General features: G+C 65.7%; 12 protein-coding genes. All 12 read left to right on the top strand.

Features of this window, described 5'->3' with window-relative positions:
* Positions 1 to 8: 8 nt before the first annotated feature.
* The 12 genes from EBQ26_RS09390 to EBQ26_RS09335 all read left to right on the top strand — a co-directional run bounded on the left by EBQ26_RS09390 (position 9) and on the right by EBQ26_RS09335 (position 13,500).
* Positions 9 to 1,673, top strand: coding sequence for an AMP-binding protein (locus tag EBQ26_RS09390; protein WP_390614188.1), 1,665 nt, complete (start codon positions 9 to 11; stop codon positions 1,671 to 1,673).
* Positions 1,674 to 1,676: 3 nt separating this feature from the next.
* Positions 1,677 to 2,858, top strand: coding sequence for a thiolase family protein (locus tag EBQ26_RS09385; RefSeq protein ID WP_238944276.1), 1,182 nt, complete (start codon positions 1,677 to 1,679; stop codon positions 2,856 to 2,858).
* Positions 2,855 to 4,123 carry an SDR family NAD(P)-dependent oxidoreductase gene (locus EBQ26_RS09380; RefSeq protein ID WP_122238757.1) on the top strand — a complete coding sequence of 423 codons (1,269 nt, stop codon included), beginning with the start codon at positions 2,855 to 2,857 and terminating at the stop codon, positions 4,121 to 4,123. The genes EBQ26_RS09385 and EBQ26_RS09380 overlap by 4 nt, the downstream gene beginning before the upstream one ends.
* A 15-nt stretch (positions 4,124 to 4,138) precedes the next feature.
* Complete coding sequence (locus EBQ26_RS09375; protein ID WP_122238756.1) at positions 4,139 to 4,948, top strand: cyclase family protein; 810 nt, start codon at positions 4,139 to 4,141, stop codon at positions 4,946 to 4,948.
* Between the two features lie 32 nt (positions 4,949 to 4,980).
* Complete coding sequence (locus EBQ26_RS09370) at positions 4,981 to 5,745, top strand: SDR family oxidoreductase (protein ID WP_238944275.1); 765 nt, start codon at positions 4,981 to 4,983, stop codon at positions 5,743 to 5,745.
* A 142-nt stretch (positions 5,746 to 5,887) separates the two neighbouring features.
* The gene (locus EBQ26_RS09365) at positions 5,888 to 6,436 is read left to right on the top strand and encodes a TRAP transporter small permease (RefSeq protein WP_122238755.1); all 549 of its coding nucleotides are present in this window, start codon (positions 5,888 to 5,890) and stop codon (positions 6,434 to 6,436) included.
* Between the two features lie 9 nt (positions 6,437 to 6,445).
* Entirely contained in the window at positions 6,446 to 7,735 is a 1,290-nt protein-coding gene (locus tag EBQ26_RS09360) for a TRAP transporter large permease (protein ID WP_122238754.1), read from the top strand.
* A 115-nt stretch (positions 7,736 to 7,850) separates the two neighbouring features.
* Positions 7,851 to 8,876 carry a TRAP transporter substrate-binding protein gene (locus EBQ26_RS09355; RefSeq protein WP_122238753.1) on the top strand — a complete coding sequence of 342 codons (1,026 nt, stop codon included), beginning with the start codon at positions 7,851 to 7,853 and terminating at the stop codon, positions 8,874 to 8,876.
* Positions 8,877 to 8,906: 30 nt separating this feature from the next.
* Positions 8,907 to 9,692: a cyclase family protein gene (locus tag EBQ26_RS09350; RefSeq protein WP_122238752.1), complete on the top strand. Its 786-nt coding sequence runs from the start codon at positions 8,907 to 8,909 to the stop codon at positions 9,690 to 9,692.
* 63 nt (positions 9,693 to 9,755) lie between these two features.
* Entirely contained in the window at positions 9,756 to 12,152 is a 2,397-nt protein-coding gene (locus tag EBQ26_RS09345) for a bifunctional salicylyl-CoA 5-hydroxylase/oxidoreductase (RefSeq protein WP_122238751.1), read from the top strand.
* Positions 12,149 to 12,958, top strand: coding sequence for an SDR family NAD(P)-dependent oxidoreductase (locus tag EBQ26_RS09340; protein ID WP_238944274.1), 810 nt, complete (start codon positions 12,149 to 12,151; stop codon positions 12,956 to 12,958). The genes EBQ26_RS09345 and EBQ26_RS09340 overlap by 4 nt, the downstream gene beginning before the upstream one ends.
* Positions 12,955 to 13,500 (top strand): MarR family winged helix-turn-helix transcriptional regulator, encoded by a 546-nt coding sequence (locus EBQ26_RS09335; protein ID WP_122238750.1) that lies wholly within the window; start codon positions 12,955 to 12,957, stop codon positions 13,498 to 13,500. The genes EBQ26_RS09340 and EBQ26_RS09335 overlap by 4 nt, the downstream gene beginning before the upstream one ends.
* Positions 13,501 to 13,557: the final 57 nt, after the last annotated feature.

Below are 13,557 nucleotides of genomic sequence, written 5' to 3'. Positions count from 1 at the left end.
AGACCACCTTGCCCAATTTGCACCCACAGAGCGTTTTTGACGCTTTTGCCGCCAGCGCGGCGCGCACGCCCGGGGCCGATTTTCTTTACACGGAAACGGTGACGGCGCAGGTCTATGGCATCGCGGCGGGGGCGATCTCCTGGCAGCAAGCGGCAGCGGCCGTGCAAACACTGCGCCAAGCCTACGCAGCCGCAGGCTACGGGCACGGCCACCGCGTGGGCCTGCTGCTGGAGAACCGCCCCGATTTTTTCTACCATTGGTTTGCGCTCAATGCCCTGGGTGTGAGCGTGGTGCCCATCAACATCGAAATGCGCGCCGCCGAGCTGCAATACCTGATCGGCCATAGCGAAATCTGCCTGGCCGTTACCTTGCCGCAGCGCCACGCAGATTTGCAGGCCGCGGCCCAGGCCATCGGCCACCGCCTGGCTTTGCTGGAGTGGCAGGCCGATTCGCCAGCGCCCCTCGATGCAGCAGTGCCCCCCGCTCCCACGCCCGCCCCCCATGCAGGTCGGACCGTGGATGCGCAAACCGAATGCGCGCTGCTCTACACCTCCGGCACCACGGGCCGCCCCAAAGGCTGCATGCTCGATAACGCCTACTTCCTGCGCGCGGGCCGCTGGTATGCGGACTTGGGCGGCATCAGCCCCGTGCGCCCCGATCAGGAGCGGGTGATGACCCCGCTGCCGCTCACGCACATGAACGCCATGGCCTGCTCGGCCATGGTGGTGCTGACGGTGGGCGGTTGCCTGGTGCAGCTCGATCGCTTTCACCCCAAGACCTGGTTGCAAAGCGCGCGCGAAAGCGGCGCAACCATTGTGCACTACCTGGGCGTCATGCCCGCCATGCTGTTGGCCGCGCCAGAAGAAGAGGGCGATCGCCAGCACCAGATCCGCTGGGGCTTTGGCGCGGGGGTGGACAATAGAAACCACGCGGTGTTCGAGGCGCGCTTTGGCTTTCCGCTGGTGGAGGCCTGGGCCATGACAGAGACAGGCGCTGCCGCCTGCATCATGGCCAACCACGAGCCGCGGCAAGTGGGCACCCATTGCTTTGGCCGCCCCGAATTGTTCGTGCAAGTGCGCCTGGTGGGCGAGGACGGGGCCGACGTGCCCGACGACACGCCGGGCGAACTGTGGGTGCGCTCGGCAGGCGATGACCCGCGGCGCTACTTCTTCCGTGGCTACCTCAAGGATGAAAAAGCCACTGAGGAGGCGTGGGAGGGCGGCTGGTTCCACACCGGCGACATGGTGCGCCGCGATGCACAGGGCCAGCTGCATTTCGTCGATCGCAAAAAGAACGTGATCCGCCGCAGCGGGGAGAACATCTCCGCCGTCGAGGTCGAGAGCGTGCTCAACCAGCACCCCGCCGTCAAAACCTCGGCCGTGGCCGCTGCGCCCGATGCCGTGCGCGGCGACGAAGTGCTGGCCTGCATCGTGCTGCACGCGCCAGCGCCAGCCGATGCGCAGGCCCGCCAGGCGCTGGCGCACAGCATCGTGGCCCACGCGCTGGCGCAACTGGCCTACTACAAAGCGCCGGGCTACGTGGCCTTCGTCGAGGCCCTGCCGCTGACGCCATCGCAAAAAATCCAGCGCGGCCAATTGCGCGCGCTGGCGCAGCAATTGCTCGGCCAGGCGCACTGCATCGACACGCGCAGCCTGAAGAAACGGCAGGACTGACCCATGGCCTACATCCAACGCCCCCGCATGTCCTACGAAGGCGTGGCCGTGGCCGTGCCGGTGACGGTGCCCTACCAGCGCTACGCCACCCAGGGCGCGGCCTGGTTCGCCGCGCAGGCGCTGCGGCTGCTGATTCAGGACAGTGGCATCGCTAAGGAGGACATCGACGGCCTGTGCATGAGCAGCTTCTCGCTCGCGCCCGATACGGCCGTGGGCATGACGCAGTACATGGGCCTGTCGCCGCGCTGGCTGGACCACGTGCCCACCGGCGGAGCCTCGGGCGTGATGTGCCTGCGCCGCGCCGCCCGGGCCGTGCAGGCCGGCGATGCGCAGGTGGTCGCCTGTGTGGCCGCCGATACCAACCACGTCGATTCGTTTCGCCAGACGCTGGGCAGCTTCAGCGGCTTCTCGCGCGACGCCGTTTATCCCTACGGTGCGGGCGGGCCCAACTCCATCTTTGCCATGATCACGGCGCATTACATGCAGCGCTTCGGCGCGCGCCGCGAGGACTTCGGGCGCATCTGCGTGGCCCAGCGCCATAACGCCCTGGGCAATCCGCACGCCATGTTCAAAAAACCCTTGAGTCTGGAGGAGTACATGCAGGCGCGCGTGGTCTCCGAGCCGCTGCACCTGTTCGATTGCGTCATGCCCTGCGCGGGCGGCGAAGCCTTTTTGGTGATGCGGGCCGAGCGCGCCCGCGACCTGGGTCTGGCCTATTGCGAAATCCGCGGCGCCATCGAGCGCCACAACGCCTACGGGGCTGACCCCATCATGGAGCGCGGCGGCTGGCGCATGGATCGCGAGGAGCTGTATGCCCAGGCCGCAGCGCGGCCGCAGGACGTGGACTTCATCCAGACCTACGACGACTACCCCGTCATCGTCATGATGCATTTTGAGGATCTGGGCTTTTGCGAAAAAGGCGAAGGTCCGGCCTTCGTGCAGTCGCACACCCTGACCTGTGATGGCAGCTTCCCCAACAACACCAGCGGCGGCCAGCTCTCGGCAGGGCAGGCTGGCGCGGCGGGGGGCTTTCTGGGCATGACCGAGGCCATCCGCCAACTGACGGGGGGCGCCGCAGGGCGCAGCGTCAAAGATGCCAGGCTGGGGCTGGTGGCCGGTTTTGGCATGGTCACCTACGACCGCTGCCTGTGCACCGGCGCCGTTTTGCTGGGGAGCGCCCAATGAGCATGCCTGCAATGCCCCCAACGCCAGCGACCCCCAAGCGCAAAAACCCCCTGTTGCGCACGCCCCGGCTGAACCTGCCGCCCGCAAGCCGCGGGCGCGTGGCGCTGGGGCTGACCGCCGCTGCGGCCCAGGGCAGCTTTGCCCTGCAAAGCTGCGCCGACTGCGCCGCCGTGCAATACCCGCCCCGCGAAGCCTGCCAGCACTGCCTCTCGCCCCGGCTGGCCTGGCGCGAGCAAAGCGGGCTGGGGCAATTGCTGGCCACGACCACGCTGCACCACAGCAACGACCTGTTTTTCCGCGAGCGCCTGCCCTGGCGGGTGGGCATGGTGCAGCTCGATGCCGGCCCCAGCGTCATGGCGCACGTGCACGCCGCCGTTGGCCAGGCGCCATGCCGCGTGCGTGTGGGCGCGCGGCTGGACCGCAGCGGGCAGGCGGTATTGATTGCATTCCCTGAGCAAGGAGAGCCGGACATGGCAAGCGACAACATGCTGCGCGAGATGGGTTGCGACCCGCAGGGGCGCAAAGTGCTGGTCACCGACGGCAAAAGCGCCGTCGGCCAGGCGCTGGTGACTGCGCTGGTCAAGGCCGGCGCGGAAATGGTCTGGGTCGGCCATGCCGAGCCCTGGAAGCCGCAAGCGGGCTTGCAGGCCATCGCCGCCTTGCCGCAAGTCAGCCTGGTGGCGCTGGACGTGACCGATGGCCGCTCGGTACGCACCCTGGCCGGTGCCATTGGCGGCAAGGTGGACATCCTCATCAACAACGCCGAGCTGCACCGGGGCTTTGGCATTGCCGCGCGGCGCGGCACCGACGTGGCGCACGCCGAGATGGAGGTCAACTACTTCGGCCTGCTGCGCCTGGCGCAGGAATTCGCCCCCGCCCTGATGGCACGCTCCGCCGACGGCCAAGCCCATGCCTGCGCCTGGGTCAACATCCTGTCCATCTACGCGCTGAGCAACTTCCCGCCGCAAGGCACTTTCAGCGCCAGCAAGGCCGCCGCCCACTCGCTGGCCCAGTGCCTGCGCGCCGAGCTGCGCCCGGGGGGCATTCGCGTGCTCAACTGCTTTCCCGGTCCGATGGACGATGAATGGAACCAAAACTTCATGCCGCCCAAACTCGCGCCGCAAGTGCTGGCCCAGGCCGTGGTGCGCGCGCTGCGCGAGGGCCTGGAGGACATTTACCCCGGCGACGTGGCGCAAGACTGGCTGGAGCGCTGGCGGGACGACCCCAAAGTGCTGGAGCGCGAACTGGCCCTCAACGGCGGCTGAAGAAAGGCACCCACCATGAATGCTTCCTCTCCCACCCTGAACGCGGCCGAACTGCTGGGGCAACTGGCGCAGGCATTGCGCCAATGCACGGTGCGCGTGGTGGACTTGACGCAAACCCTCACGCCGGAATTTCCGCAAATCGCGCTGCCGCCCGAAATGGGGCAATGCCAGCCCTTTCGCCTGGAAGAAATCTCGCGCTACGACGAGCGCGGCCCGGCTTGGTACTGGAACAACTTCTCCTGCGGCGAGCACACGGGCACGCACTTTGATGCGCCCATTCACTGGATCTCCGGCCGCGACCTGCCCAACAACTCGGTGGACACCATCCCCGTGCAGCACTTCGTGGCCCCGGCCTGCGTCATCGACTGCCACGAACAGGCCGCGCACGATGCGGACTACCTGATGAGCCTGGCCGACATCGAGCGTTATGAGGCCGCCCACGGGCGCATCCCCGCCGGGGCCTGGGTGCTGATGCGCACCGACTGGTCGCGGCGCCGCGACCCGGTGGCCTACCAGAATTTCGACGACACCGGCCAGCACACCCCCGGCCCCAGCGCCGAAGCCGTGCAGGCCTTGATCGAGCGCGACGTACTGGGCTTTGGCTCGGAGGCCATTGGCACGGATGCGGGCCAGGCCGCTCACCTGCGCCCGCCCTATCCCTGCCACTACTTCATGCACGGCTCAGGGCGCTATGGCCTGCAATGCCTGTGCAACCTCGATCAGCTCCCGCCGGCCGGAAGCGTGCTGATTTGCCCGCCGCTGAAAATCATCCAAGGCAGCGGCAGCCCGCTGCGCGTGCTGGCGCTGGTGCCTGCAACGCCTTGAGGCCCCTCTGACCATTCAACGGAGAACTGTTCATGCCAGTCAGTCCCATGCAACCAGATGCCCAACCCGACGCCCGGCGCGGCGTGGCCGTCGTCACCGGCGGCAGCGCGGGCATTGGCAAAGCCATTTGCCAGCAACTGCTGCAAGACGGCCACGAAGTCGTCAGCCTGGCGCGGCGGCCCAGCGACATTGCGCATGCGCGCATGCACAGCATCGAGGTGGACTTGATGGACCGCGCCGCCACGGCCCAGGCCGTGCAGGCGCTGTGCCAACGCTTTGCGCCCACCACCATCGTCCACAACGCCGGGGTCATCCGCGCCGCGCTGCTGCCCGAGGTGCAATTGAGCGATCTGGACGCGCTGGTGGACTTGCACCTGGGCTGCGCCATCCAACTGGTGCAAGGCGCGCTGCCGGCTATGCGCGCTGCGGGCATGGGCCGGGTGGTGCTGCTGTCCTCACGCGCAGCCTTGGGGCTGGCTACGCGCACCAGTTATTCGGCCACCAAGGCCGGCATGCTTGGTATGGCCCGCACCTGGGCGTTGGAGCTGGCCCCCGAGGGCATCACGGTCAACGTCGTGGCGCCAGGTCCCATCCGCACCGACATGTTCTATGACGTGGTGCCCCAAGGCAGCGAGCAAGAGCGCCAGCTCGCCGCCGCCGTGCCAGTGCGCCGCCTGGGCACGGCGCAGGACGTGGCGCGGGCCGTTGCCTTTTTTGCTCACCCTAACAACAGCTTCGTGACCGGGCAGGTGCTCTACGTCTGCGGGGGCACCAGCGTGGGCAGCCTGGCCTTGTAGGCCTGCCCCAGGAGCTGTTTGAGCGGGTGGCTCTGGATGACCAGCCCATCAGGGTTTGTTCTATTGGGTGAAATTATTTTTAACCTAAACTATTTATGAAGAAATAAAAACAAGCCTTTCGCCAGGCCAGCAAGGAGACACGATGAACCAAGACTTGCCCGATATCCCCCGTGTGCATGCCCGCGGTCTGGCGCGCGTGGCGGAGTGGCTGCTCGATGCGGTGTGTGTGGCGGCGCTGGCGCTGCTCTCTGGCATCACGAGCCTTGATGTGGTGGGACGTTACGTGTTCAATGCCCCTTTGCAGGGTGCTTACGAGAGCAGCGAGCTGTTGTTGGCCGTGCTGGTGTTTGCCGCCCTGCCTCGGGTGACCTGGCACCGCCAGCATTTGACGGTCGGCATGATCGATGGCCTGCTGGGCCACGCCGGGCGCCGCATCCAGCAGGTTGCCGTGGCGCTGGTTTCGGTGCTGGTGCTGAGCACGCTGGCCTATTACCTCTGGCGGCATGCCGCGCAACTGGCCTCTTACGGCGACATGAGCAATGCCTTGCAATTGCCCATTGCGCCCTTTGCCTATGCAGCAGCCTGCCTGACCGCCCTGGCGGCATTGGCGGCTTTGCAGGGATTGTTCGTGCACGCTCTGGGCGCGCCTGTGCAACAACAGGTAGCAGCGCCTGCTGGGCAGAAAGGCTAAGGCGCGTACATGCTGGTCTCTCTCATCGGTTTGCTGGCCTTGCTGGCCTTGCTGTTTCTGGGGTTGCCCATCGCCTGGGGCATGCTGCTGGTGGGCGTGGCCGGGTTTGGCTACCTGGTCAGCCTGGAGGCGGGCCTGACGATGGCCGCGCAAACCGGCTTTGACACGGCCATGAACTACCACTTCACGGTGCTGCCGCTGTTCATCCTGATGGGCAATCTGGTCAATGCCTCGGGTCTGGCGCGCGATTTGTACCGGGTGGCCTATGCCTTTATCGGCCATTTGCGCGGCGGCCTGGCGATGGCGACGATTCTGGCCTGCGCAGCCTTCAGCGCGCTGTGCGGCTCCAGCATGGCGACCACGGCGGCCATGGGCCGGGTGGCCCTACCCAACATGCGGCAATACGGTTATGACGACCGCCTGGCCGCTGGCAGTATCGCCGCTGGCGGCACGCTGGGCATTCTCATCCCGCCCAGCGTCATGCTGGTGGTCTACGGCATCTTGACCGAGACAGACATCGGCAAGCTGTTCGCCGCGGGCATGTTGCCGGGAACGGTGGCGATTTTCATGTACCTGCTGGCGGTGGTGCTAGTGACGGCCTGGCGGCCCGAGCTAGGGCGAGCGGGTGAGGTTGCAAGCTGGGCCGAGCGCTGGCAGGCGGCCAAAGGGGTGGTGGCGATTGCGGCGCTGTTTCTCCTCATCATGGGTGGCATTTACGGCGGCGTATTCACGCCCACCGAGGCGGCGGGCATTGGCGTGGCGGCCACGTTTGTGATGACCCTAAAGCGCCGGGGCTGGCAGCCGCGCATGTACCTCAAGGTGCTGGTGGAGGCAGCCCAGACCAGCACCGTAATGTTTGCCCTCATCATTGGCGCGCTGGTGTTCACCAATTTCCTGACGGTGGCGGGCCTGCCCAATGCGCTGATGGCCTTCATTCAGGGGCTGGACGTGCCGCCCCTGGCAGTGATTCTAATGATCTGCCTGGTTTATCTGGTGCTGGGCTGCTTTCTGGAAACCATGTCCATGGTGTTGCTGACGGTGCCGATTTTTTATCCCGTGGTGGCCTCGCTGGGCTTTGATCTGGTCTGGTTCGGCATCATCGTGGTGGTGGCTGCCGAGATCAGCCTGATCACGCCGCCTTTGGGGCTGAATATTTTCATGATCAAGAGCGTCATCCCGGACATGAAGCTCGGCGCGATCGTCCGCGGGGTGACGCCCTTTGTAGTGACCGACATCCTGCGCCTGCTGCTGCTGATTCTGGTGCCTTGGCTGGTGCTGGTCGTGCCGCAGAGCATGTGATGCGCAAGCGGGAGCAAGGGCAAGCGCGAGAGCAAAAACAAGCAGCGGGCCGCTGACCCGCGTTCTCAACCCGGCGCTGTCGGTTCGGCGCCGCCACAAAAAAAGGAGACATCCCATGCGTGTTGTATTCAAACAAGTGATTGCCGCCGCTGGTGTGGCATTGGTGCTGACGGCATCGGTGGCCCAGGCGCAGACCACCTTGCGTTTTTCCAACTGGTTGCCGCCTGCGCATTACATCGTCACCGAGATGCTGCAACCCTGGGCCAAGGAGGTGGAGACGGTAACCGAAGGGCGCGTCAAGATCGAGTTCATCAACGCGCTGGGCAAGCCGCAGGCGCATCTGGACTTGGTACGCAATGGCGTGGCCGATCTTGGCATGTCGGTGCATAGCTATACGGCCAACCGCTTTCCCCTGACTGAGTTTGCCGAGCTGCCCTTCACGACCGATGATGGAGGCGTTAACTCGGTAGCCTACTGGCGCACTTACGAGAAATTCATGGCGCAGGCCAACGAGCACAAGGGCGTGAAGCTGCTGGGCCTGTGGACCAGCCCGGCCACGGCCATCTTCACCTCGCGCGAGAGCATTGGCCGCATGGAGGATTTGCAGGGCTTGAAGCTGCGCTCGCCCAGCCCGCTGTTTGACGCCATTGGCAAGGCGCTGGGCATCGTCACGGTCAATGCGCCAGCTTCCGAGGGCTACGAAATGCTCTCGCGTGGCGTGATTGATGGCATGTACTTCCAGTACGACCAGATTGAGGGTTGGCGGTTGGACAAGCTCATCAAGACGGCGGTGAGCGTGCCAGGCGGCTTTGGCAAGACCAGCCAGTACTTGATGATGAACGAGCGCAAGTGGCAAAGTCTTTCGGAGGTGGATCGCGCAGCCATTGAAAAAGTATCGGGCGAAGTCATTGCACGCAACTTTGGTAGTAAATGGCAGACTGGTGAAGTGGCGGCTCAGCAGCGCTTGGCGCAGGCGGGTTTGAAGACTTTGCGCCTTGAAGGGCAGCAGTTGCAGCGGTTTCAAGACAAACTGGCTTTCGTCGAAAAAGATTGGCTGGCTGCTGCAGCCAAGAAAAAAATCGACGGGCCTGCAGTGCTGGCCTATTTTCGCGAGCAGATCAAAGCCTTGAGTTCCCAATAAATTTGCCGTTTACCCCAAGGAGACAAAACCATGAGCAACACCACGTTGAACACCCTGTATGCGGCGCTGCAAAATCGCAGCGTGCGCGTGATTGATTTGACGCAAACGCTCTCCGAGTCCTTCCCTACGCTGCAATTGCCGCCGCAATTCGGGCAGGTGCAGCCGTTTCGCATCGAACGCATTTCGCGCTATGACGACAACGGCCCGGGCTGGTACTGGAACAACTTTTCCTGTGGCGAGCACACCGGCACGCATTTCGATGCTCCCGCGCACTGGATTACCGGGCGAGAGTACGAAAAAGGCACGGTAGACAGCATCCCGGTGGAGAACTTCATTGCCCCGGCCGTGGTGGTGGACGCCAGCGCCGAGGTGGCGGCCAACCCAGACTGGCTGCTGACGGTGGAGTTTCTCGAAGCCTGGGAGCAGCGCCACGGCCGCATCCCGCAAGGGGCCTGGGTGCTGTTTCGCACCGACTGGTCGCTCAAGGCGGGCGATGCCGATGCTTTCTTGAACATGCGTGAGGATGGCGCGCACACGCCCGGCCCGACGCAGGAAGCCGTGGAATGGATGATCCACCAGCGCCAGGTGCATGGCTTTGGCGTGGAGACGATCAACACCGATGCGGGCCAGTCCTACCAATGGCCTGTTGCCTATCCCTGCCACACGCTGATGCACGGCGCGGGCCGCTACGGCTTGCAATGCCTGAAGAACCTGGATCAGTTGCCGCCGCAAGGGGCGCTGATTCTGTCGGCGCCGCTGAAGATCGAGGATGGCTCGGGCAGCCCGCTGCGCGTGCTGGCGCTGGTCGAAGGTTGATTAAGCCCAAGCCGGCACCCCAGGCTCCCCCAGATACACAAAACCCAGGAAGCAGGAGAAGACATGAAGATCGTATGCATAGGCGGCGGCCCGGCCGGGCTGTATTTCGGTTTGCTGATGAAAAAGCTCGACGCGGCGCACGAGGTCATCGTGGTCGAGCGCAACAAGCCCTACGACACCTTTGGCTGGGGCGTGGTGTTCTCCGACGCGACCATGGACAACATGCGCCAGTGGGATGCCGAATCGGCCGCCGAGATCGAGCAGGCCTTCAACCACTGGGACGACATCGAGCTGCTGTTCAAGGGTCGCACCATCCGCTCGGGCGGGCATGGCTTCGTGGGCATCGGGCGCAAGAAGCTGCTCAACATCCTGCAAGAGCGCTGCGAGCAACTGGGCGTGAAGCTGGTGTTCGAGACCGAGGTGCAGTCCGATGAGGACTACGCCGATGCCGATCTGATCGTCGCCAGCGATGGCATCAATTCGCTGATCCGCAAGAAGTACGAGGCCACCTTCAAGCCCGACATCGTCACCCGCCCCAACCGTTACATCTGGCTGGGCACGAACAAGGTGTACGACGCCTTCACCTTCGACTTCCGCCGCACCGAGCACGGCTGGTTCCAGGCGCACATCTACAAGTTCGACGAGAACACCTCGACCTTCATCGTCGAAACCACCGAGGACACCTGGCGCGCCCACGGGTTGGACAGCGCCGACCAGGATCAGTCCATTGCCTTTTGCGAGCAACTGTTTGCCGAGAACCTGGGCGGGGCCAAGCTGATGACCAATGCGCGGCATTTGCGCGGCTCGGCCTGGATCAACTTCCAGCGCGTGGTTTGCGAGCAGTGGTGGCTGCAAAACGCGCGCGGCAGCCACGTGGTGCTGATGGGCGATGCGGTGCACACGGCGCACTTTGCCATTGGCTCGGGCACCAAGCTGGCCATTGAGGACGCCATCGAGCTGACGCGCCAGTTCCAACTGCTGGGCGATAGCCCGGCACAGATCCCCGAGGTGCTGGCCGCCTACCAGGAAGCGCGCCGCGTGGAGACGCTGCGCCTGCAAAACGCGGCCTGGAACGCCATGGAGTGGTTCGAGGTCTGCGGCCAGCGCTATTGCGACCAGCTCGAGCCCGAGCAGTTCATGTACTCCATGCTCACGCGCAGCCAGCGCATCAGCCACGAGAACCTGCGCCTGCGCGATGCCGCCTGGCTGGAGGACTACGAGCGCTGGTTCGCCCAGCGCGCCGCCGATGCGGCAGGGCGGCAATTGCCCGCGCAGGACAAGCCCACGCCGCCCATGTTCACGCCCTACAAGGTGCGCGGCCTGACGCTGAAGAACCGCATCGTCGTCTCGCCCATGGCGCAGTACTCGGCCCGCGACGGTCTGGTGGGCGACTACCACCTGATGCACCTGGGGGCGCGCGCCATGGGCGGCGCGGGCCTGGTGATGGTGGAGATGACCTGTGTCAGCCCCGAAGGGCGCATCACCCCCGGCTGCCCCGGCCTGTACCGGCCCGAGCACACAGCCGCCTTCAAGCGCATCATCGACTGGGTACACAGCTACACGGATGCCAAGATCGGCATCCAGATCGGCCACGCCGGGGCCAAGGCCTCGACCCGCCTGGCCTGGGAGGGCATCGACCAACCGCTGGTCGAGGGCAACTGGCCCATCGTTTCGGCCTCCGAGCAGCAATACCTGCCAGGCGTAAGCCAGACGGCCCGCGCCGTCACCGCCGAGGACATGGCGCAGATCAAGGCGCAGTTCGTGGCTGCCGCCCAGGCCGCCCACGAGGCGGGCGCGGACTGGCTGGAGCTGCACTGCGCGCACGGCTATTTGCTCTCCTCCTTCATCAGCCCGCTGACCAACCAGCGCACCGATGAATACGGCGGCAGCCTGGAAAATCGCCTGCGCTACCCGCTGGAGGTGTTTGCCGCCGTGCGCGCCGCCTGGCCCGAGGACAAGCCCATGTCGGTGCGCATCTCGGCGCACGACTGGGTCGAGGGCGGCACCACACCGGCCGATGCGGTGGAAATTGCCAAGGCCTTCAAGGCCGCTGGCGCGGACATGATCGATGTCTCCTCCGGCCAGGTCAGCAAGCAGGAAAAGCCCGTCTACGGCCGCATGTTCCAGACCCCGTTTGCCGACCGCATCCGCCAGGAGGCAGGCATTGCCACCATCGCCGTGGGCGCCATCAGCGAGGCCGACCACGCCAACAGCATCCTGGCCGCAGGCCGCGCCGATTTGTGCGCCGTGGCGCGCCCGCACCTGGCCAACCCGGCCTGGACGCTGACCGAGGCGGCCAAGATTGGCCACACCGCCATCACCTGGCCGCCGCAGTACCGCTCGGGCAAGCAGCAGATGGAGGCCAACTTCGCCCGCGAGCAGGCGGCCCAGCAGGCTGCGCTGTCCGCCGCCCAGGCGCGCCCCCCGGCCAATGCCGCACCCAACGGGCAGGGGCAATGAGCATGGCGCAGGGCAACACCGCACCCCCCGCAGCGGCCAGCGCGCCCGCGCTGCGCCATGCGCTGGTCACAGGCGGCGGCAGCGGCATTGGCGCGGCCATCGCCCGCCGTCTGCTGGCCGATGGCTTTCGCGTCACCCTGCTGGGGCGGCGGCTGGCGGCTGTGCAGGCCGTGGCCGATGAGCGGCCCGAGGCCATGCAGGCCGTCAGCGCCGACGTCAGCGACCCGGCCCAATTGCAGGCCGCGCTGGCCCAGGCGCGCCAGCGCTTTGGCCCCATCGACACCCTCATCAACAACGCCGGGCAGGCGCAGACCGCGCCCTTTGCCAAGATGGAGCTGGCGCTGTGGCAGCAAATGCTGGCCGTGAACCTCACCGGCACCATGCTGTGCACCCAGGCGGCGCTGCCGGACATGCTGGCCGCTGGCTGGGGCCGCATCGTCAACGTGGCCAGCACGGCCGGGCAGATCGGCTACGCCTACGTCAGCGCCTACTGCGCGGCCAAGCACGGCGTCATCGGCCTGACGCGCGCGCTGGCGCTGGAGCTGGCGCGCAAGGGCATCACCGTCAACGCCGTCTGCCCCGGCTACACCGAAACCGACATCGTGCGCGAAGCCATCGAAAACATCGTCGCCAAGACTGGCCGCAGCGCCGAGCAGGCCAGGGCCGAGTTCGTCAAAAGCAACCCGCAGGGCCGCTTGGTGCAGCCCGCTGAAGTGGCCGAAACCGTGGCTTGGCTGTGCAGCGCAGGCGCGGGCGCCATCAACGGCCAGGCCATTGCCGTGGCCGGCGGGGAGGTGATGCCATGAGCCGCAGCGCCGCAGGCGGCAGCGCGCAAAGCCGTTTTGGCCTGAGCCAATTGCTGGGCGAGGAGCACATCGGCCTGGAGGCGCGCGCCCAGCAGGACGACCACATGGACACGCGGCTGTGGCTGCGCCTGTTCTCGCTGACGCAGCAAATCGAGCAGCGCATCCGCCAGATGCTGCGCCAGCAGTTCGACACCACGCTGCCGCGTTTTGACTACCTGGCCCAGCTCGACCGCCATCCGCAAGGGCTGCGCATGAACACGCTCTCGCGCTATCTGATGGTCACCGGCGGCAGCGTCACCGGGCTGACCGACCAGCTCGTCAAGGATGGGCTGGTCGAGCGCATCCCCGACCCGCAGGACCGCCGCTCGCTCTACGTCAAGCTCACGCCCAAGGGGCGGCGGCAGTTTCGCAAGATGGCCCAGGCCCACGAGCAATTGCTGGGCACGCTGCTGGCTGGCCTGGGCAAGCGCGACAAGGACTTGCTCTACGAACAACTGGGCCAATTGCGCGTGCTGCTGGCCGCGCAGGAGGCGCGAACCTGAATCGCCTGCTTAAATTTATAAATCAAAGGAAAAGTTTTATGGCTATTTCGGCATGAT

The organism is Allofranklinella schreckenbergeri, assembly GCF_003703475.1.
GTDB lineage: Bacteria > Pseudomonadota > Gammaproteobacteria > Burkholderiales > Burkholderiaceae_C > Lampropedia > Lampropedia schreckenbergeri.
The sequence above is the reverse complement of the archived record's forward strand: the minus strand, read 5'-3'. Positions and strand labels throughout refer to the sequence as shown.